At 71.9% G+C, this 20,048-nt stretch carries 20 protein-coding genes; 14 read left to right on the top strand and 6 right to left on the bottom strand.

What is annotated here, in order from left to right:
• Window positions 1-148: 148 nt before the first annotated feature.
• The 5 genes from QN141_08605 (at window position 149) to QN141_08585 (ending at window position 5,190) form a co-directional block, all read left to right on the top strand.
• Window positions 149-799 (top strand): hypothetical protein, encoded by a 651-nt coding sequence (locus tag QN141_08605; GenBank protein MDR7558536.1) that lies wholly within the window; start codon window positions 149-151, stop codon window positions 797-799.
• Between the two features lie 364 nt (window positions 800-1,163).
• Window positions 1,164-2,411, top strand: coding sequence for a molybdopterin-synthase adenylyltransferase MoeB (gene moeB, locus QN141_08600; protein MDR7558535.1), 1,248 nt, complete (start codon window positions 1,164-1,166; stop codon window positions 2,409-2,411).
• 27 nt (window positions 2,412-2,438) lie between these two features.
• Window positions 2,439-3,542 carry a zinc-binding dehydrogenase gene (locus tag QN141_08595; GenBank protein ID MDR7558534.1) on the top strand — a complete coding sequence of 368 codons (1,104 nt, stop codon included), beginning with the start codon at window positions 2,439-2,441 and terminating at the stop codon, window positions 3,540-3,542.
• Complete coding sequence (locus QN141_08590) at window positions 3,533-4,567, top strand: zinc-binding dehydrogenase (GenBank protein ID MDR7558533.1); 1,035 nt, start codon at window positions 3,533-3,535, stop codon at window positions 4,565-4,567. Before QN141_08595 ends, QN141_08590 begins: the two co-directional genes overlap by 10 nt.
• Entirely contained in the window at window positions 4,564-5,190 is a 627-nt protein-coding gene (locus tag QN141_08585; protein ID MDR7558532.1) for a cupin domain-containing protein, read from the top strand. Before QN141_08590 ends, QN141_08585 begins: the two co-directional genes overlap by 4 nt.
• Window positions 5,191-5,352: 162 nt before the next feature.
• Here the strand turns inward: QN141_08585 and QN141_08580 are convergent, their stop codons facing one another.
• A complete protein-coding gene (locus tag QN141_08580) occupies window positions 5,353-6,594 on the bottom strand; it encodes an HNH endonuclease (GenBank protein ID MDR7558531.1) in 1,242 nt (413 codons plus the stop codon).
• A gap of 685 nt (window positions 6,595-7,279) precedes the next feature.
• On the opposite strand from QN141_08580, the gene erpA reads away from it, so the two are divergent.
• From erpA to QN141_08535, 9 genes are all read left to right on the top strand, one after another.
• Entirely contained in the window at window positions 7,280-7,696 is a 417-nt protein-coding gene (gene erpA, locus QN141_08575; GenBank protein ID MDR7558530.1) for an iron-sulfur cluster insertion protein ErpA, read from the top strand.
• A gap of 29 nt (window positions 7,697-7,725) precedes the next feature.
• Window positions 7,726-7,950, top strand: a complete 225-nt coding sequence (locus tag QN141_08570; GenBank protein ID MDR7558529.1) for a NifU family protein — start codon at window positions 7,726-7,728, stop codon at window positions 7,948-7,950.
• A gap of 240 nt (window positions 7,951-8,190) precedes the next feature.
• Complete coding sequence (locus tag QN141_08565) at window positions 8,191-9,651, top strand: RtcB family protein (GenBank protein MDR7558528.1); 1,461 nt, start codon at window positions 8,191-8,193, stop codon at window positions 9,649-9,651.
• A 40-nt stretch (window positions 9,652-9,691) separates the two neighbouring features.
• Entirely contained in the window at window positions 9,692-10,633 is a 942-nt protein-coding gene (locus QN141_08560; GenBank protein MDR7558527.1) for a fused MFS/spermidine synthase, read from the top strand.
• A gap of 15 nt (window positions 10,634-10,648) precedes the next feature.
• Window positions 10,649-11,791 carry an acyl-CoA dehydrogenase family protein gene (locus QN141_08555; GenBank protein MDR7558526.1) on the top strand — a complete coding sequence of 381 codons (1,143 nt, stop codon included), beginning with the start codon at window positions 10,649-10,651 and terminating at the stop codon, window positions 11,789-11,791.
• A 35-nt stretch (window positions 11,792-11,826) separates the two neighbouring features.
• On the top strand, window positions 11,827-13,752 hold the full coding sequence (locus QN141_08550; GenBank protein MDR7558525.1) for a bifunctional homocysteine S-methyltransferase/methylenetetrahydrofolate reductase: 1,926 nt from the start codon (window positions 11,827-11,829) through the stop codon (window positions 13,750-13,752).
• Window positions 13,753-13,772: 20 nt separating this feature from the next.
• On the top strand, window positions 13,773-14,759 hold the full coding sequence (locus QN141_08545) for a methylcobamide--CoM methyltransferase (GenBank protein ID MDR7558524.1): 987 nt from the start codon (window positions 13,773-13,775) through the stop codon (window positions 14,757-14,759).
• A complete protein-coding gene (locus tag QN141_08540) occupies window positions 14,756-15,754 on the top strand; it encodes a methionine synthase (protein ID MDR7558523.1) in 999 nt (332 codons plus the stop codon). The genes QN141_08545 and QN141_08540 overlap by 4 nt, the downstream gene beginning before the upstream one ends.
• A gap of 2 nt (window positions 15,755-15,756) precedes the next feature.
• Window positions 15,757-16,524 (top strand): SRPBCC family protein, encoded by a 768-nt coding sequence (locus QN141_08535; GenBank protein MDR7558522.1) that lies wholly within the window; start codon window positions 15,757-15,759, stop codon window positions 16,522-16,524.
• Window positions 16,525-16,548: 24 nt separating this feature from the next.
• Here QN141_08535 and QN141_08530 read toward each other — a convergent pair whose 3' ends face one another.
• The 5 genes from QN141_08530 to QN141_08510 all read right to left on the bottom strand — a co-directional run.
• Window positions 16,549-16,899: a hypothetical protein gene (locus tag QN141_08530; protein ID MDR7558521.1), complete on the bottom strand. Its 351-nt coding sequence runs from the start codon at window positions 16,897-16,899 to the stop codon at window positions 16,549-16,551.
• 129 nt (window positions 16,900-17,028) lie between these two features.
• Complete coding sequence (locus QN141_08525) at window positions 17,029-17,316, bottom strand: nucleotidyltransferase domain-containing protein (protein ID MDR7558520.1); 288 nt, start codon at window positions 17,314-17,316, stop codon at window positions 17,029-17,031.
• A 13-nt stretch (window positions 17,317-17,329) separates the two neighbouring features.
• Window positions 17,330-17,728, bottom strand: coding sequence for a HEPN domain-containing protein (locus tag QN141_08520; protein ID MDR7558519.1), 399 nt, complete (start codon window positions 17,726-17,728; stop codon window positions 17,330-17,332).
• Between the two features lie 339 nt (window positions 17,729-18,067).
• Window positions 18,068-18,526, bottom strand: a complete 459-nt coding sequence (locus QN141_08515) for a hypothetical protein (GenBank protein ID MDR7558518.1) — start codon at window positions 18,524-18,526, stop codon at window positions 18,068-18,070.
• Window positions 18,527-18,533: 7 nt separating this feature from the next.
• Window positions 18,534-20,048: DUF58 domain-containing protein (locus QN141_08510; protein ID MDR7558517.1), on the bottom strand; the 1,515-nt coding region annotated here is incomplete at its 5' end.

Below are 20,048 nucleotides of genomic sequence, written 5' to 3'. Positions count from 1 at the left end.
AGCCTCCGCCCGACCCAAGCAGCCTCCGCCGTGCCCACTGCCTCTGTCGTTCCCGCCTCTGTCGTTCCTACCACCGGGTCTGCCGCTTTCACGGGTCTGCCGTTTTCACGGGATGGGTAACAGATGGTAGACAGGAGGTGGTCCCCCCATGCGGTTCATGCTGGCGGCGCTGGCCCTCGTCGCGGCGCTGGCGGCGACCGGGCCGGCCCGGGCCGCCGCGCCCGCGCCGGTGCCCTTCAAGCCCGGAACAGTCTGGACCTACCGTGTGCTCCGCGCCACCCCCCAGGGCAGCCGGACCGTGACGACGCGCACCGTGACCTATCGCGGCCCCACCACGTTCCAGGGCAAGAGCTACCATCTCTTCGAGACGCGTGAATCGCTGGCCAAGGAGGTGGAGCGGCACCTGACCCTGTGGACGGGGAAGTACTTCCGGGTGGCCGTGGCGGCGTCGAGCGACGGCCGTTCGACCACCGAGACCGTCTTCGACAAACCCTACGCGCAGACCGGCGTGGACGAGGCCCTGGCCGGGCGCGCCGAGATCTACACCAACGGCGAGGTCACCGGCCGCAGCGGGTGGAGCAACGTGGTCTCCCGCGGCAAGACCCTGAAGGTCACCGTGCCCGCCGGCACGTTCACCGCGACCCGGTGGGACGGAACGCTGATCCTGGGAAATCTGAAACAGATCTACACGCTGTTCGCGGTCGGCACCGTCGAGGTCCGCGCGGACGTCGACGTCTTCAACAAGGGCGTGCGCCAGGCCACGGTGGTGGTCGAGCTTCAGAGCGGCCCGGTGAAGTAGGCCTCGTCCTTCCCTCATCCCGCGCCGGCGGGCGGAGACCGCGGTTCGTCCCCCCGCCCGCCGGTGCGATCCGCCTTCCGACAGTCCGCCGCCGCGGGACACCCCGAGTCGCTCGACCCCTGGACCCCCGCGGCCCCCGACCCGCGCGGCCCCTCGAGCCCCGTAGCCGCGCGGCCCCTCGAGCCCCGCGGCTCCCCGAGCCGCGCGACCCGAGTGGAATGCCGCGGGCGGCGCCTCCGTTGCTCGGGTGTGTGTCGGGTGCTCGGGTGTGTACCGGGTTCGGGGGTGTGTCGCGTGCTCGGAGGTGTGCCCCGGTCACCCGCACCCGCTGTGCTAGAATGGGGATTCAAGGAGGCAGTCGTCTATGGCGGTTACCCACCGCGGTCCGCTGCTCAGTGACGAGCAGATGGAGCGCTACGCGCGGCAGATCATCCTCGAGGAGCTCGGCGTCGCCGGCCAGCGCAGGCTGCTGGAGAGCAAGGTCCTGATCATCGGCGCGGGCGGGCTGGGCAGCCCGGTGGCGCTCTACCTGGCCGCGGCCGGCGTGGGGACGCTGGGCGTGGTGGACGGCGACCGCGTGGACCTCACCAACCTGCACCGGCAGGTGCTGCACTTCACCCACGACGTCGGCCGCCCCAAGACCCAGTCGGCCCGCCGCACCCTGGAGGACATCAACCCCGACGTCACCGTGGTCCCCTACCAGACGGTGCTCAGCAGCGACAACGCCCTGGACATCCTGCGCGACTACGACGTGGTGGTCAACGGCAGCGACAACTTCCCCACCCGGTACCTGGTGAACGACGCCGCCGTCTTCCTGCGCAAGCCCCTGGTGGACGCCAGCATCCTGAAATGGGAGGGGCAGGCCACCACCTTCCTGCCGGGCTCCGGGTGCTACCGCTGCCTGTTCCCGACGCCGCCGCCGCCGGGCGCCGTGCCCTCCTGCGCCGAGGGCGGGATCATCGGCGCGCTGGCCGGCTTCATGGGGACGCTGCAGGCGCTGGAGACGGTGAAGCTCCTGCTTGGACGGGGCGACGTGCTGGTCAACCGTCTGCTGATCTTCGACGCCCTCTCCGGCGAGGTCCGCACCCTGCGCTGGAACCGCAACCCGAACTGCCCGGTGTGCGGCGACCACCCCACGATCACCGAACTGATTGATTATGAAGCCTTCTGCGGCGTGCCGGGCCGTTCCGCCGTCCACGCGCCCACAGCGGTGATCGCCTCCTTGGTGCCGGCCGGAGCGTCGGCCGTCGGAGCATCCCCGGCCGTCGCGGTGCCGTCGGCCGACATCAGCCCGCAGCAGGCCAAGGAACTGCTCGACGGCGGGGAGGCCGTCCTGCTGGACGTCCGCGAGCCGTGGGAGTGGACGACGGCCCGGATCCCCGGCGCCCGGCTCATTCCGCTGAGCGAGCTCCCCGCGCGGCTGGGCGAGGTGCCCACCGACCGTCCCGTGATCGTGTACTGCGCCGTGGGCCAGCGCAGCGCCGCCGTGGTGCAGGCGCTGCGCGCGCAGGGGCACGATCGCGCGTACAACATCGCGGGCGGGATCGTGGCCTGGATGAACGGGCAGTATCCCATAGAAGCGGGCCCGGTCGAGGCGGGCCCCGCGTCCTGAAGGAACCGGACGCCGCCTTTGGAAATCATGGGTGTGTCCGATCGCCACAACGTGGTCGAAGTGCATGCTTCCCCGGCGGAGTCCACGGCGGTGATGCGCCAGGCCGTCCTGCGGGAGCCGCGGCACATCGAGCTGGTCACCCTGCCCGTCCCCGCGCCCGGTCCCGGGGAGGTGGTGCTGCGCGTCCGCGCCGCGCTGACCTGCGGGACCGATCTGAAGACCTACCGGCGCGGCCATCCCAAGGTGCCCTTCGGCCCCTTCGGTCACGAGTGCGCCGGGGACGTCGTTGCGGTCGGCCGCGAGGTGCGCGGGGTGCGCGAAGGCGACGCCGCGGTGCCCCTGCCCACGGCCCCCTGCGGCCAGTGCGCGGCCTGCCGGCGCGGGCGCCACAACCTCTGCGAGCGGCAGTTTGAAGGCATCGTGCTCGGCGCCTACGCCGACTACCTGCTCGTCTCCGAGAAGGTGGCCGCCACCCACCTGCTGAGCAAGCCTTCGGGGCTTTCCTACATCGAGGCGGCGTTCCTGGAGCCGTTGTCCTGCGTGGTGCATGCCTGGAGCCGCCTGCGGCCGACGCCGGTCGAGCAGGTGGCCGTGGTCGGCCTGGGAGGAATCGGCTTCCTGCACATCCGCATGGCCAAGGCGATGGGGGTCCGCGTCATCGCCGTGGGCCGCCGCCGCGAGCGCCTGGCGCTGGCCGCGGCCATGGGCGCCGACGCGGTGGTGGATACCGAGCACGACGACGTGGCCCGCAAGATTCGCGACGCCGGCGACGGGCAGGGCCCCGACGTGGTGATCGAGTGCACCGGCAGCGCGCGCATGTGGGTCGAGGTGGCGGGGTGGGCCCGCCGCGGCGGGCGGGTGCTCCTCTTCGCCGGGCTCGCCGCCGGCGCGCAGGTCGCCTTCGACGCCACCCGGCTGCACTACGACGAGGTGGACATCATCAACAGCTTCCACTACCGCCCGGCGGACGTGGAGGAAGCCCACCGCCTGCTGGCCACCCGCGCCATCGACGTGCGGCCGATCGTGAGCGGCGTGCGGGACCTCCCCGGCATCGCGGACGTCTTCGCCTCCCTGGACCGCGGCCACGGCGTGAAGTACGCGATCCTGCCGGAGGCCGTCGGATGGACGTAGTCCGCACGCGCGCCGTCGTCTTCCACAGCCCCGACGATCTGCGATTGGAGACGGTCAGCCTGCCCGCCCCCGGTCCGGGCGGGTTGCTGGTGCGGATCCGCGCCTGCGGCCTCTGCCCGGGCGAGGCGATGGACTGGTACATGGCGCGCAAGGCGCCGCTGGTCCTGGGGCACGAGCCGGTGGGCGAAGTGGTCGCCTGCGGCGCGGCGGTGCGGGAGTTCGCCCCGGGAGACCGCGTCTTCGTGCACCACCACGCGCCCTGCCTGCGCTGCCGCGCCTGCCGCCGCGGGGACTATGTCCACTGCGCGACCTGGCGGCGCACGCGGTTGATTCCGGGCGGGCTGGCGCAGTTCGCGGTGGTCCCCGAGGAGATCGTTGCCGGCGACACCCTGCTGGTCCCCGAGGAGGTCTCCGACGAAGCGGCGACCTTCATCGAGCCGCTGGCCACCGTGGTGAAGTCGATCCGGCGCGGCCGCCTGCGGGCCGGAGACCGCATCCTGATCATCGGGCTCGGCGTCATGGGGCTCCTCCACGTCATGCTGGCCCGGAGGCTGGGGGCGGGGGAGATCTTCGCCGCGGACCGCGTCCCCCGCCGCCTGGCCAGTGCCCGCGAGGCCGGCGCCGACCACGTCATCGACGTTCGGGAGACACCGCCGGCGCAGGTCGTCCGAGACGTCACCGCCGGCGAAGGGGCGGACGTGGTCATCGTCGGCCCCGGCTCGATCGAGGCCATCCAGGCCGGCTTCGAGGCCGCCGCCCCCGGCGGCACCCTTGTCCTGTTCACGCCCACGGAACCCGAGGCCCGCTGGATGCTGCCGGTCCACGACGCGTACTTTCGGGAGGTGAGCGTGGTGCCGTCGTACTCCTGCGGTCCCGCCGACACCCGCGAGGCGCTGGCCCTCATCCGCGGGGGCATGCCGGTAGAGACCCTCGTCACCCACCGCCTGCCTCTCGACGAGGCTCCGGAAGGGTACCGTCTGGTGCGCGAGGCCGCCGACGCCCTGAAGGTGGTGGTGCGGCCGTGAGATCCCGCCCCGGACGGTCCCAGATTTCGCCCGCTCCGCCGATCTCATCCTCAGATGCGCCTGATGCGGCCGCTGCGCCGGATCCGGCGACGACGCAAACCGGCAGTTGCGATCTGCCCGAGCCGGTCGTCGATCGCTCCGCCCTGGCCCACCGAAAGTTCGATCCGGAGACCTTCAGCTGGGAAGGCGTTCCGGCGCAGGTGTACAAGCGGGGCGAGAGCGGAGCGGCGGGCATGGGCTGGCGCCACGTCGTCCGGCACACGCTGGCCGGAGGAGACGGCTTCGCCTTTCAGCTGCGGTACTTCGAGGTGGGCGCCGGCGGATTCAGCAGCCTGGAGAAACACGCCCACGCCCACACCATCGTCGTGCTCCGGGGAACGGGGACGGTCGTCGCCGGCCGCAATGTGTTCCAGGTCGCGCCCTTCGACCTCGTGGTCATCCCGCCGGATGTCCCGCACCAGTTCGTGAACGCGGGGAAGGAGCCGTTCGGCTTCCTGTGTTCGGTGGACGCCCGACGCGATGCGCCGCAGGCACTCTCCGTCCGCGAACTGGAGGCGCTGCTCGCCGACCCGGTGGTGGGCGCGGCGATCCGCATCGCCGACCCGCCGGACCGGCGCCGATGACCGGATAGGCGCGGAGAGCCGGGCAGGCGCGGGTAACCGGACCGGCGCCGACAGCCGGACAGGGCCCGACAGCCGGACAGGGCCCGACAGCCGGACCGGCGCCGACAGCACGGCGGGCGTCCGCGCGGAACACCACCCGCAGGTCCGGTCTCATGTCCGGTCTCAGGTCCGCCCGCCCGGTGGCGGACGACGCCCGAAGCACCGTTCCGCCTCGAAACCGTTGTGGGCCCTGCAACGCAACTGGATGTTCTCGACCGTCGCCTCACCTCCCAGGCTGTACGGCACGACATGGTGGAACTCCAAGAAGGCGCGCTCGCCGCAGCGGCGCCCGCTGGCCGAGACGAAGGCGCACCGTCCTTCATCACGCTCGTACACCGCCCGTCTGACGGCGGCGGGGATGTAGCGCGAGTTGGCGCCGGCGCGCCGTCCGCCCGAACCGGTATCGCGGTCCTTCGCTCCGCCTTGAGTCACTCCGTATTTCTGTGCGGCCAGCCGCTCGAGCAGCAGGGTGACCGCCCGATCGATGAGCTGCGCCAGATCCCCGTCCGGGATCTGATGACGAAGCATCTCCTGCGCCCGACGGAGCTTCGCGCACAGCTCCTCGCTCGCCGTGAACTGGACCTTATAGCATCGCGGAGCCAGCGGTTCAACCCTTCCCATTCGCAGGCGGACGGTGTCGGCCGGGCCGGTCGGCGCGTCGGGCGACGTTACATCGGGCGACGTTACGTCGGGCGGGGTGGCGTCGGGCGGGGCGGCGACGGTCGGGGTTGTGTCGGGCGGCGTGGGGTCCGATCGTGCGAGGTCGGCCGGCGACGCGTCCGGTATCGGCGCGCCGGGCGGCGGGGCGACCGGTAACTCCCCGGCGAACCGGGAGGCGGCCTGCGATGGAGACGGCAGGGACACCCCCGGCAGCCTGCGGATGGCCGACGGCACGGGCGGCCTGGGGCGCAGGGCCGCGATCAGTTCGTCCACCTCGCGTTTGGTCTTGTGCACGGCGGCCGTCAGGAGCTCCCGGTGGTTGGCCGGGGTGAGGTGCGGCGCGAGCAGAACCACCGCCGTGAGGTGCACGGAGCCGTCGGCCAGCCGGTCCAGGACGAGGGGGAACTTCTGCGCCGCCCGGGCTGCCTCGATCCGCCAGTAGGCGGCGCTCTCCGAGAAGTGGAGGGCCCGCGTGCAGTACGTGAAGAGCGAGGAGTAGCCTTCCCGAAGGTAGAGTCGGCGCCGGTCCAGGACAGCCAGGTGGGCGATGAGGGCGGCGGTGCCTTCCCGTTCGCGTTGAGCCAGATCCCGCACCCGGGCGAGCAGTTCGCCGTCGGAGAGCCGCCCGATGCTGGCCAGCGCCTCCGAACCGAACGGTCTGGGGACATCACCGAGCGATCGTTGGACATCGGTGTGTGCACTCATGCGTGCCTCCTTTCTCCCGGGATGCCTGAGGGACTCGGGAGCCGGGCATCCACGGGGTGCCGAGCAGTGCGGCGGATCGCGGTCGCGCAGGGCGCGGTCGGTGTGTGGTCTGGGTGCGGTCGGGGTGTGGTGTGTAGTCTGGGTGTGGTCGGGGTGTGGTCGATGTGCGGTCGATGCGGGTGATGAATGTGCGGTCGTCGCCTGTTATACCACAACGTGATCCGGGCCTTTCAAGTGGTGTTCGATGGTCCGATGAGGCCAATCCGGTCAGTCAGGAGCGCAACTCAGCAGCGCATGGCGGATGACCGAACACCAGATATGGGAGCTGCGCCCATCCTGGCCTGAATGTTGTACCGAACTTTGGCTGGCACGAGTTTCAAACACCGCCCTCTTGGTGAGCCCAGTCGGCGTACGAGCGCGGCTCGGATGGTTAGGGCAGTCCGCCTGCCGAGCGCAGTCCGCCTGCCGAGCGCAGTCCGCCTGCCGACCGCAGTCCCCCTGCCGGGCGCAGGCTGCCTGTCGAGCTCGGGAGGCGTAGCGAGCCCGGGACCCTGCCGAGCGTGGGCGGTGCGCCGATCCCGGTCCGCCCGCCGAGCCCGGTCCGCCCGCCCAGCTCTTCCGGAGCCCGTCGGCCGGCGCGCTTTGTTGACAGGGTTGCTCAGCAATCCATAGAATGGAAGCTACGATGATTACGATCAGCGCTGCGGCCGTCGCCAAGCTGAGGGAACTGCTGGCCAACCAGGAGCAGCCGGATCTGTATCTGCGGCTGTTCGTTGCGCCCGGCGGGTGCGAGGGCTTCACCTACGGGATGGCCTTCGACCCCGAGCGGCATCCCGACGACACGGTGATCGAGCAGGGGGACGTCCGCCTGCTGGTGGACTCCGCCTCCGGTCCCTACCTGCGCGGCGCGCAGATCGATTACATCACCTCCCAGATGGGCGAAGGATTCACGGTGCGCAACCCCAACGCCGTCGCCACCTGCGGCTGCGGCCACTCCTTCCACACGCGCCACGACCGCGGCCAGCCCCAGGAGTGCGGGTGCGAGCCCGACGCCGCAGCGGAGGCATCCGGCGCCGCATCGGAGGAAGGAGCGACGACATGACGACCCAGGTGGAGCGCGCGGACGCCGAACTGCGCGGCAAGGTGGAGCAGGTCCTGGAGATGATCCGGCCCTACATCCAGGGTGACGGCGGGGACATCGAACTGGTGGACATCGTCGGCGGCATCGTGCAGATCCGCCTGGCGGGAGCCTGCGTGGGGTGCATGCACTCCATGATGACCTTGCAGGCCGGCGTGGAGCGGTTGATCAGAGACGCGGTGCCCGAGATCAAGGGCGTCGAGGCGATGCCCTTCTAGACCTTCCGCAGTCTCCGGTTCGCACCTCCCGGTCCGCACCTCCCGGCGCGAACCTCCCGTTCCGATCCTCCCGGCCCGCACCTCCGGGGCCCACACTCCCGAGCCGAATCTCCCGAGGCGAATCTCCGGGGCCGGATCTCCCGGACTGAATCTCCCGGACGGAAACAGGGCGCTCCGCAGGCCGGAGGGCCTTCTTCCGGAGGGCCCGTCTTGCTGTACACTCGTCTCGGAGGTGCGCGCATGAGCACCCCCTGGACCCACATCCTGAAGAAGATCGACGACTACCGCTGGGAGATCCCGCCGTCCTACAAGCGGGGCATGCGGGTCCCCGGCCTGGTCTACGCCGACGAGCGCATGCTGGCCCAGATCGCGGAGGAGCAGGCCCTGGAGCAGGTGGCGAACGTCGCCACGCTGCCGGGCATCGTGGGCGCCTCCCTGGCCATGCCCGACATCCACTGGGGCTACGGGTTCCCCGTCGGCGGGGTCGCGGCCTTCGACCCCCAGGAGGGCGTGATCAGTCCCGGCGGGGTGGGTTACGACATCTCCTGCGGGGTCCGGGTCATCCGCACGAACCTGGACGAGGAGGCCGTCCGGCCGCAGCTGCAGCAGCTGGTCGACGCGCTCTTTGCCGCCGTGCCCTCCGGCGTCGGCGCCACGGGGCGGGTGAAGCTGGACACGCGCGCCATCGACGCGGCGCTGAAAGGCGGCGCCCGGTGGGCCGTGAGCCAGGGCTACGGGTGGGAGGAGGACCTGGAGGCGATCGAAGGCGGCGGGGCCCTGCCGGAGGCTGATCCCGACGCCGTGAGCCCGCAGGCCAAGCAGCGCGGCCGCGGCCAGGTCGGCACCCTGGGCTCGGGCAACCACTTCCTCGAAATCCAGGTCGTGGACGAGGTGTACGACCCGGAGGCGGCGGAGACGATGGGCCTGGGGGCGCCCGGCCAGGTGGTGGTCTTCGTGCACTGCGGGTCGCGCGGGCTGGGCCACCAGGTCTGCACCGACTACCTGCGCGTCGCCGAGCGCTCCGCCCGCCAGCACGGCATCCAGCTGGTGGACCGCCAGCTGGCCTGCATGCCCTTCACCTCCGAGGAGGGGGCGCGCTACTTCGCCGCCATGTGCGCGGCCGCGAACTTTGCCTGGGCCAACCGCCAGCTGATCACCCACTGGACCCGGGAGGCGTTCGCCGCCGTCTTCCGCCGCAGCCCCGAAGCCCTGGGCATGTCGCTGGTCTACGACGTCTCGCACAACATCGCCAAGGTCGAACCCTACACGGTGGACGGCGTCGAGCGCCGACTGGTGGTGCACCGCAAGGGCGCGACGCGGGCCTTTCCGCCGGGCCACCCCGACGTGCCCGCGCGCTACCGCCAGATCGGCCAGCCCGTGCTCATCCCCGGGGATATGGGCCGCTACTCCTTCGTCGCGGTGGGCACCGCGCAGGCGATGCGGGAGTCCTTCGGCTCCACCTGTCACGGCGCAGGCCGGGTGATGGGGCGCAAGCAGGCCGTCCGCACCCTGGCCGGCCGCGACATCGCCGACGAGCTGCGGCGCCGCGGGATCCTGGTGCGGGCCCAGGACCGCGGGCTGCTGGCGGAGGAGGCCTCCGCGGCCTACAAGGACGTCGCCGACGTGGTCGCCGTCTGCCACGCCGCGGGCATCAGCCGCCGCGTGGTGCGCACCCGGCCCATCGGCGTGGTGAAAGGATAACGCCGCCCGGCGGGGGAACCCGAGACAGGGAGGTCCCGCCGTGCCCGAGTTCGACGCCCGGCCCGCCGAGTTTCCGCTGAAGGGCATCTGGTTCTACGATCGGTACACGCCGGCTGAGGTGCACGCGCACCGCTCCGGCCCCGTCGTGGCCCGCGCCCGCACCCGCTATCAGGAGGTCGTCGTCCAGCAGCTCGAGCACCTGGGGCGCTGCCTGATCGTGGACGGGAAGATCCAGTCGGCCGAGGTGGACGAGTACATCTACCACGAGCTGCTGGTGCACCCGGTCCTGGTGGCCCATCCGGCGCCGCGGCGCGTGCTGGTCTGCGGCGGCGGCGAGGGCGCGCCGCTGCGCGAGATCCTGCGCCACCCCACGATCGAGCAGGTCGTGATGGTGGACATCGACGAGGAGCTGGTGGCGCTGTGCCGGGAGCACCTGCCGGGCTGGCACGCCGGCGCCTTCGACGACCCGCGGGTGCGCCTGCGTTACGGCGACGCCCGCGCCTTCGTCGAGGAGACGAAGGAGCGGTTCGACGTGGTGATCAACGACGTCACCGACCCCATCGAGGGCGGGCCGAGCAAGCTGCTCTTCACCCGGGAGTTCTACCAGGCCGTGGCGCGGGTGCTGGCGCCGGAAGGCCTGTTCGTCACCCAGGCCATCGGTGTGCACTACGACGCCGGCGACCGGCTGCACGCGATGATCCACCACACGGTGCGCCAGGTCTTCCCCCACACGCGCTCCTACTGCGAGTACATCCTCTCCTTCGACTACCCCTGGGCCTTCGTCGCCGGCGCCCGGCGGCCGGTCTGGGACGACCTCTCCGCCGCCGAGGTGGACCGGCGGCTGGCGCAGCGCGGCCTGCGGCTGCGGTTCTACGACGGCGAGACGCACCGGCGGGTGATGTCCCTGCCCGCGCCGCTGCGCCGGCTCATCGCCGGCGAGCAGGGGGTGATCTCGGACCGGGAGCCCCTGACGGTCCTGTGAGGAGGAGGCCGGCGCATGCGCTTCGATCTGTCGGAGGAGCAGGCCCTGCTGCACCGGACGGTGCGCGAGTTCGCCCTGCAGGAGCTGCGCCCCCACGCCCGCCGCTGGGACCAGGAAGGCCGCTTTCCCATCGACGTGGTCCCCAAACTGGCCGCCCTGGGGCTGCTGGGGCTGACCATCCCGCAGTCCTACGGCGGGGCGGAACTGGGGATGGTGGGCGCGGCGCTGGCCGTGGAGGCGGTCTCCTGGGGGGACGGCTCCATCGGCCTCACCGTGGCCTCCCACAACTCGCTGTGCGCCGGCCACATCCACCTCTTCGGCAGCCCGGAGCAGAAGGCGCGCTACCTGCCCGAACTGGCCTCCGGCCGGAGCCTGGGCGCCTGGTGCCTCACCGAACCCGGCGCCGGCAGCGATGCGGCGGCGATCACCACCCGGGCCGTGCGCGCCGGCGACGTCTGGGTGCTGAACGGGACCAAGGTGTTCGTCACGCAGGGCAGCGTGGCCGGCGTCTACGTCGTGCTGGCCAAGACCGATCCGGCCGCGGGGCGGCGGGGGATCTCGGCCTTCATCGTGGAGCGCGGCGCGCCGGGGCTGCGCGTGGGGAAGAAGGAGGACAAACTCGGCCTGCGGGCCAGCGACACCGCGGAGGTCACATTTTTGGACTGCGAGGTCCCCGCCGGCAACCTGATCGGCGGGGAGGGGCAGGGCTACCGGCAGGCGATGGCGGTCCTGGAGCGCGGCCGCATCGGGATCGGGGCCATGGCCGTGGGGCTGGGCCGGGCGGCCCTGGACGACAGCATCGCCTACGCCGGGCAGCGCAAAGCCTTCGGGATGACGCTGGCCGAGCACCAGGCCATCCAGTTCATGATCGCCGACACGGCCACGGAGCTGGACGCCGCCTGGCTGCTGGTGCTGCGCGCCGCGCAGCTGGCCGACCTGGGGGAGCCGATCCGCGCCGCGTCCTCGATGGCCAAGCTGTACGCCAGCGAGGCGGCCAGCCGCGCCGCGAACCGGGCGGTGCAGATCCACGGCGGCTACGGGTACATCAAAGACTACCCCGTAGAGCGCTACCTGCGCGACGTCAAGCTCACCGAGATCGGCGAGGGCACCTCGGAGATCCAGCGCATCATCATCGCCAAATCCCTTCTGGCGGAGTAGAATCTACCCCGCGGCGCATTGCGAAACGCCCCCCGGTGGAGTACTCTGGCAGTTACCGCCGCATGGTGGGGGGAGACGTGCACGCCTTTCTCGTCCGGCTGAACCAGGGGGTCCTGCTGGCCGACGGGGCCATGGGGACGCAGCTGTACGCCCGCGGCGTCCCCTTCGACCAGTGCTTCGACGAGCTGAACCTGACCGCCCCGGAGCTGGTGCGCGGCATCCACCTCGACTACCTGGCCAGCGGCGCCGAGCTGATCGAGACCAACACCTTCGGCGCCAACCGGTTCAAGCTGGCCGGCCACGGGCTGGCCGACCGGCTGGAGGAGATCAACCGGGCGGGCGCCGCGCTGGCCCGGGACGCCGCCGCCGCCGTCGGCCGCCGGGTCTTCGTCGCGGGATCGATGGGGCCGATCGGCCGGCCGATGGCGCCGCTGGGGACGGTCTCCCCCGAAGAGGTCCGGGAGGCCTACGGCGAGCAGGCGCGGGCGCTGGTGGCCGGCGGGGCCGACGTGCTCATCCTGGAGACGTTCACCGACCTGGCCGAACTGCTGGAGGCCCTGCGCGGCGCGCGCGAGGCGGCCGGGGTGCCGATCATCGCGCAGATGACCTTCACCCAGGACGGCCGGACGCTGCTGGGGCACGGACCGCGGGAGATCGTCCAGGCCCTGGAGCGGGCCGGCGCAGAAGTGGTCGGCGCCAACTGCAGCGTGGGTCCCCAGGGCGTGCTGGAAGTGATGGAGCAGATGGCCGCCGCAGTCCGCTCGGCGTACCTCTCGGCGATGCCCAACGCCGGCTTCCCCTCCTACGTGGGCGGCCGCTACATCTACGTCTCCACGCCGGAGTATATGGCCGCCCACGCCGTGCGCCTGGTCGCGCTGGGGGTGCGGATCGTCGGCGGCTGCTGCGGGACGACGCCGGAGCACATCGCCCGGATGCGCGACGCCCTGCAGCACCCGCAGGTATCCAGCGAGGCGAAGACCGGATCGCGGTGGGCCCTCGGCGCCCCGGTCGTGGAGCCGGAGCCCGTGGCCGCCCCGCCCGGGACGCCCAGCGCCCTGGGGCAGAAGCTGGGGCGCACCTTCGTCGTCACCGTGGAGGTCCATCCCCCGCGGGGCGTGCACGACCACCGGGAGATCGAGGCCTGCCGCCGGCTGCGCGAGGCCGGCGCGGACGCCGTGGACATCGCCGACAACCCCATGGCCCGGCTGCGGATGAGCCCCTGGGCGATGTCCTCGCGCATCCAGTCCGAGGTGGGGCTGGAGACGATCCTGCACTTCACCACCCGCGACCGCAACCTGGTGCGGCTGCAGTCCGACCTGCTGGCCGTCCACGCCCTGGGAATCCGCAACGTGCTGGTGCTGCGGGGCGATCCGCCGCAGATCGGCGACTACCCCAACGCCACCGCCGTCAGCGACGTCACTCCCTCGGGGCTGGTGAAGCTCATCAAGGAGTTCAACCGCGGCCGCGACGTGGCCGGCAACGCCATCGGGACGCCCACCGCGTTCTCGGTGGGCGTGGCCCTCAACCTCTCCGCCGCCGACCTGGACCGCGAGGCGCGCATCCTCGACCGCAAGGTCCGCGCCGGCGCGGACTTCATCTGCACGATGCCGGTCTACGAGCCGGAGGCCCTGGACCGCTTCGAGCGGATCGGCGGCCGCATCCCGCTGCCCGTGCTGGTCGGCGTGCTCCCCCTGGTCAGCAGCCGCCACGCCGAGTTCCTGCACAACGAGGTGCCGGGGTTGGTGGTCCCCGAGGCGGTGCGCGCCCGCCTGCGCGCCGCGGCCGACGGGCGGGAGGAAGGGCTGCGCATGGCGGAGGAACTGATCCGGGCCCTGGCGGGGCGCGTCGCCGGGATCTACCTCATCCCCTCCTTCGGACGCTATGATACGGTCATCGAACTGGTGAAGATGGCAAAGAGTCACCGCTCCAACCACCGCTCGTCGGTCGGCGACGGGCGGTAATTCCGTTCCCGGAGGATGCAGTGATCACCACGGTCATCGGCAACTATCCCAAGATCCCCGACCTCCCCGCCCCCGGCAGGTGGCGCAGCGCGGTGGAGAAGTTCCAGAAAGGGCAGATCGACGAGGCCGCGCTGCGGGCCGTGGAGGACGAGGTCACCCTGGAGGTCATCCGCGAGCAGGTGGAGGCCGGCATCGACCTCATCACCGACGGCCAGATCCGCTGGGAGGACGGCCAGACCCCCTTCGCCCGGCGGCTGCGGGGCTTCAGCATCAACGGGCTGCAGCGCTACTTCGACACCAACGTCTACTTCCGGGAGCCCGTGGTGGAGGGGGAGGTCGTCTGGGAGGCGCCCATCACCGTCGCCGACTACACCTTCGCCCGCGCCCACAGCCCCCGGCCGGTCAAACCCGTGGTGACGGGGCCCTTCACGCTGGCCGCGCTGAGCCGGAACACCTACTACCCGACCTTCCGGGATCTGGTCCTGGCGCTGGCCCGGGCCCTGAACGCCGAGCTCCGGGCCCTGGCCGCAGCCGGCGCGGAGGTGATTCAGGTGGACGAACCCGCGCTGCTGCGGCGCAGGCCGGACTACCCCGTCTTCGCCGAGGCGATGGGGGTGCTGACCGACGGGGTGCAGGGCACCCTGGTGCTGGCCACTTACTTCGGGGATGTCGGCGGGCTCTACCCGCAGATGCTGGAGCTGCCCTTCGCCGTGCTGGGACTGGACTTCGTCGCCGGCCACCGGAACTGGGACCTCCTGGAGACCGCGCCGTTCACCAAGGGGCTGATGGCCGGGATCCTCGACGCGCGCAACACCCGACTGGAGACGGCGGAGGAGATCGTGGCCGCGGTCGAACGCCTCACCCGCATCGTCCCGCCGGAGCGGCTGATGGTGGCGCCCAGCGCCGGGCTGGAGTTCCTGCCCCGCGGCGTGGCGCGCCGCAAGCTGGCGGCCCTGGCGGAGGGTGTCGCCGCCGCGCGCCGGGCCGGGAAAGGGGTGCCGGCGTGACGCTCCCGCTGCTCCCCACCACCGCCGTCGGCAGTTATCCCAAGCCGGCCTACCTGCTGGAGGCCCGGCGCAAGTTCCTGCGCCGGCAGATCTCCAAAGAGGAACTGGCCGCCCTCGAACGCCGGGCCACCGCGGAGTGGATCCGGATCCAGGAAGAGGTGGGGCTGGACCTGCTGGTGGACGGCGAGCAGTACCGCGGGGACATGGTCGCCTACTTCGCGGACGAACTGGAAGGCTTCGCCATCGCCGGGCTGGTGCGCTCCTACGGGAACCGCTACTACCCCAAGCCGGTGGTGGTCGGCCCGGTGGGCCGCAAGGCGCCGGTCACCGTCTCCTGGTTCACCTACGCCCAGTCCCTCACCCCCCGGCCGGTGAAGGGGATGCTCACCGGCCCCTACACCATCGCCGAGTGGTCGTTCAACGAATACTACCCCACCCGCCGGGCCCTGGTCCTGGAGCTGGCCCGGGCGATCCACGAGGAGGTGGTGGACCTGGAGCGCGCCGGGGCGCGCTACATCCAGATCGACGAGCCGGCGATCCACACCCGGCCGGAGGAGGAGTTCGAGCTGGCCCGGGAGGCGATGGAGATCGTCACCGACGGCGTCTCCGCCTACACCGTGACCCACATCTGCTACGGGGACGTGCCCAAGATCTACCCGGCGATGCTGCGCCTGGCGGTCAACCAGCTGGACCTGGCCCTGAAGAACGAGGAGTTCGCCCTGCTGGAGACCTTCGCCACCGTCCCCTTCACCAAAGACATCGGCCTGGGCGTGGTGGACGCCCACAGCCACCGCGTGGAGACGCCGGAGGAGGTGGCCGACGGGATCCGCCGCGCCCTGCGGGTCATCCCCGCCCCGCAGATCTACGTCTCCCCGGACTGCGGCCTGAAGACCCGGACGATCGAGGAGACGGTGGGCAAGCTGCGGGCGATGGTCGAGGGCACCCGCCTGGTGCGCGGCGAACTGCTCGGGGCGCGGGAGGGGGCGAGGGCGTAGCGGTGCCGGTCAAGGTCGAAGGGCGGCGCATCATCCGCGCGCCGGTGCAGAAGGTGTTCCAGCTGGTCAGCCGCCTGGAGGCGCTGCCCCGCGTCACCGGCCTGTGGCTGACGGCGGAGGCGGTGGAGAGGAAGAACAACACCCTCACCGTGCGCTACGGCGGCTACTTCGCCGGTCTGCCCGTGGAGTCGGTGCAGCGGGCGACCCTCCATCCCCCGAACCGCATCGACTTCCGCCAGTTCCGGGGCAACCTCAAGGCCTTCCGCGGCCAGTACCAGTTCAAGCCCATCGAGGGCGACACCGAGGTCATCCTGACGGTGGAGGCCGACGTCGGCATCCCGCTGATCTCCGAAGAGGCGGCGCGCCTGGTGCTGCACTCCTTCGTCGAGCGCAGCCTGGAGAAGTTCAAGCTCACCGCCGAGCGCGACCTCCCGCGCGCGGTCGCGCGGAAGACCGCCGACGGCGCCGCGGCCAGAGAAGCCGAGGGCGAGGAAACCGAGGCCGGGGAAGCCGAGAGCGCGGAGGCGGAAGCAGCGGCGCCCTCCGCGCCGAAGCCGGCGGCGGCCGCCGCGCGAAACGGCGAGGCCGTCTCAGGTCCCGCCGCCCCGCGCCCCGCCGGCCGCCGCCCCGAGGTGCCTTCACCCGCAGCCGGCCCCGGGACGGCGGGACAACCCGGGGGAAAGCGGAGGCGCCGCCGGCGCCGCCGGTCGCGGCGCGGACTTCGGGGTCCGGGCGGGCCGCCGCCGGCGGCTTCAGGCGGCCAAAATTAGCGGAGGACAGTCAGCGGAGGGCAGTCAGCGGAGGACCTCGAGCAGCAGCGGCGCCAGGACGGCGCCGAAGATGAACGTCAGCGTCCAGTAGAACTGCGTCTGCGTCTGCCGGCGCGCCCCCTCGAAGCCCGCGGTCATCGTGACGCGGAGCTCCCCCATCTCTCTCTTCAGTTCCGAGCGGAGGCCCGCGATCTCGCCCTCCAGCTCCGAGCGGAGACCCGAGATCCCGCCCGCAACTTCGGAGCGGAGCGCCGCGAGTCCGCGCTCCACGCCCGCGAGGCGCTCGTTGATCTGCTCGTAGGCCCCCTCGAGCCGGGCCATCCGGACTTCTAGCGCGTCGGTCGTCATCGGGTCGCAGGCCGTCCTGAAGGACACCTTACCACGGATCGCCTCCGCCTGCTCCGACCAGGTCGGGGCATTCGACGGAAGTCGGCCGGCCGGCAGAAACGCTCAAGCTGTTTCGTCAACCTCCGGGGGAACGTCGGCCGAGCTTCCGGCGAGGGATCAGCGACCCGCGAGGAGGACGCCGCGGGCGATGGCCGCCCTGGCCAGCCAGGTGCGCTCCGCCTCCTCGCGCGTGTAGCAGAAGAGCTCGACCGGCAGGCCGATCCCCGAGAAATAGCGGGAGAACTCTTCCGCACGATCCAGGAAGCGCCGCTGACTCCGCTCCAGGAGGATGAGGAGATCGGCGTCGCTACCCGGCACGGCCCGGTTCTCGGACAGAGAGCCGAACAGATAGACGGCGGCGACATCCCGTCGCTCGGCGAGGAGTCTCTCGGCGGCCTCCTTCACCCGGGTCAGCGCCTCACCCCTGTTGAGCCAGAAGACCTTCACAGAACCGTAGGATCGACTCTGCACAACGGAGCGCATGCCCGGCATCCTCCCGGGTGAAGTAGTCCTTGGGGCTGCCTCTGTCCCAGCTGTTCGGATATCGGGCGGGGATGTAGAAGCGGTCCAGCAACCTCCCGCAGGCCAGGATCTCGTCGGCGACCGGCACCTTCTCCCGCAGGCCCTCGAGCAGCGGCCCCAGGGCGTGCCCCCAGGCCTCGCCGCCGAGCTTCTGATAGGCGGCCTTGACCGCCTTCTCCGCCGCCTGCTGGCTGACGAAGCAGGCCCACTCGAAGAACCCGCCCTCCGCCTGCAGGCGCGCGCTCTCCAGGTCCCTCCGCGCCTGTTCCGCCCAGTCCCGGCTGCGCTCGGCCATGCCGGCTCTTCACCCCCGCCCCCGGATGCGACCGCCGCAATTGCTGTGCCGCAACCACTATACCCAGTCGTCGCCCGCCTGCCCAGGGTCCGGTGCACATCCCGCGGTCCGGGATCGACACGGCGGCCGTCCTCCGCAACTACCGCCTGAACGTGCCCCCTTGAGAATCGGAGATCGATGAGCAGCGGGATCAAGATGGCGGTCAGGATGAGGGCGGGGCCATCCGGACTTCCAGCGCGTCGGTCGTCATCGGGTCGCAGCCCGCCCTGAAAGACACCTTACCAATGTGGGCTTGCCCTGGACCCCCGAGGCGCGGCCAAGGCCCCGGCGGCCGGTGGTCTACCAGCCGCAGCCGGAGAGCCGCCATACCCCCAGGCCGGCCAGGAGGGCCGCGGCGAGCTGTGTGAGCATGCCCGCGCCCGCCCGATGCCGCGGGAGGGTGTGGTGCCACTCCATCCGGTGGAGCAGGAGGGGCCTGTGGAGCATCCTCAGCGGCTGATCGATGAGGTCCGGCACGATCCCACCCAGCGCCCCCAGCGCGAGGGCGAAGGGCTGCGCCGAAGCGCACCGCGTGACCACCCACCACAGGCCGGCCACGGCGAGGCCGAGCTCGACGGCCGCTTCCAGATGCTCCACGCCGACCGAGGTCGCAGAACTTCCCCGGAACGTTTCGCCCTCCGTGTGCGGGATGGCGTCCAGCACGAGATGGCTGGCCAGGCCGCCCAGGAATCCCAGCGTCGGAGAGGCCGCGACCTGTCCGATGAGCGCGCCCGTCAGGGCGTGAGCCAGCGGGTTCATCCGGGACTCAGCCGGACACGGCCAGCAGGTCCATCCGCTGGAACCCGCGCGCGGCCAGGCCCTCCAGCGCGAAGTTCAGCACCTCTGCGTCGTCCGCCACGCCCGAGATGACGACGATGATGGCCGGACTTTGCAGGTGGGGCAGCACCGCGGCCAGGGCCCGGACCGCCGGATGGTGGTGCGCCCGCTGCCGGTGCGCGCGGTACTCGAAGGCGAGGACATCGGCGAGCCGTCTCCCCGGAACCCCATCGGCCTGCTGCACCCGGGAAATGGCCCGCCGCAGCCGCCGCGGGTCGGCGGGACTGAGGAGCCGTCGGGGGCGCGGAGCGACGTGGACCTGTTCGGCCAGAAGCAGGGCCTGCCGCACGGCGGGCCGCGGAGCCAGCAGCGGGGTGGTGGCCGCCGGACCGTCCGGGCCGTAGGCGGCGATGGCGAGCGGGATCCCTTCCTGTGCCAGGGTCAGCGTGGCCATCAGCAGGTAGTAGGCCAGGCGGTCCGCCTCGTCCGCATCGCGTCCGGCCAGCCGCACGGCCAGGACGGCGGCCTGCGCCAGATCGTGGCGGCGGTCTTTGACGACGAGCTGGAGGAGCCTGGCCGTCTGCTTCCACAGGATGTCGCGCAGCGTGTCGCCCGCCTCGTAGTGTCTCGCTCCGTAGTAGTCGAGTCCCCGCCGGGTGCCCGCGGCGCGCGCCTCGGAAGTCATCACGGCGGACGCCCCCGTCGCGCGGCTCGTCTCGAGGTAGCGTCGGGCCAGCCACGCCGCGTACGCCGCGCGCGGGATCACCCGCAGCTGCGCCAGCGGCCGGTCGAAGGCCGCGCCCGTCAGGCCCCACGGATCGGTCCAGATGAGGCGGGCCTCCACCGCGCCGGATCCCGCCAGCGGCGGGACGACGCGCACATCGAGAACGACGTCCCGATCGGTCGTCTTCAACGGCACGGCGTACACCCACCGTGCGTGGGGCGCGATGTGGACATGACCAAGAACCCTGCGCTCGGTCTTCAGGACCGTCCTGAAGCGGCCGGGCTGCCCGGCCAGCGCCCGGATCGACGGGACGTCGAATGCGAGCAGGTGGGGGCGCAGTCGGGCGAGGGAGGTCGCCGCTACGGCCATGAGGAGCCCGAGCGTGCCCGCCGCGGCCAGGGCCAGCACATCGTGCCCGAGCGTGCCGGCGGCGGCCGCGGCGGCGGCAAAGGCGGCGGCCAGCGCCGCGAGCCGCGGCGTGGGGTTGCGGCCGAGGATGGTCGGTGGGAGGAGCGCGTGGTGGACGCTTCCCTCCAGGGTCTGCAGCAGCCAGGGGAAGGCCGCCAGGGCGAGGGCCGCCACACCCCGACGGCCGGGGAAAACGGCTTCCCAGACGAACGGCAGGGCCAGCAGGTTGACCGCCGCGATGAACAGGCGCTCGGCCTCCGCCGCGCCGGCGAGACGCACGCGCAGCGCCAGCGCGCCGACCGCCACGCCCATGTGGGGGACGGGGATGAACGGGACGGCGAGCGCGAGCAGCAGGGCCGAGAGCGCGGCCAT

The organism is Armatimonadota bacterium (genome assembly GCA_031459765.1).
In the GTDB taxonomy this organism is placed as follows: domain Bacteria; phylum Sysuimicrobiota; class Sysuimicrobiia; order Sysuimicrobiales; family Kaftiobacteriaceae; genus Kaftiobacterium; species Kaftiobacterium secundum.
The sequence above is the reverse complement of the archived record's forward strand: the minus strand, read 5'-3'. Positions and strand labels throughout refer to the sequence as shown.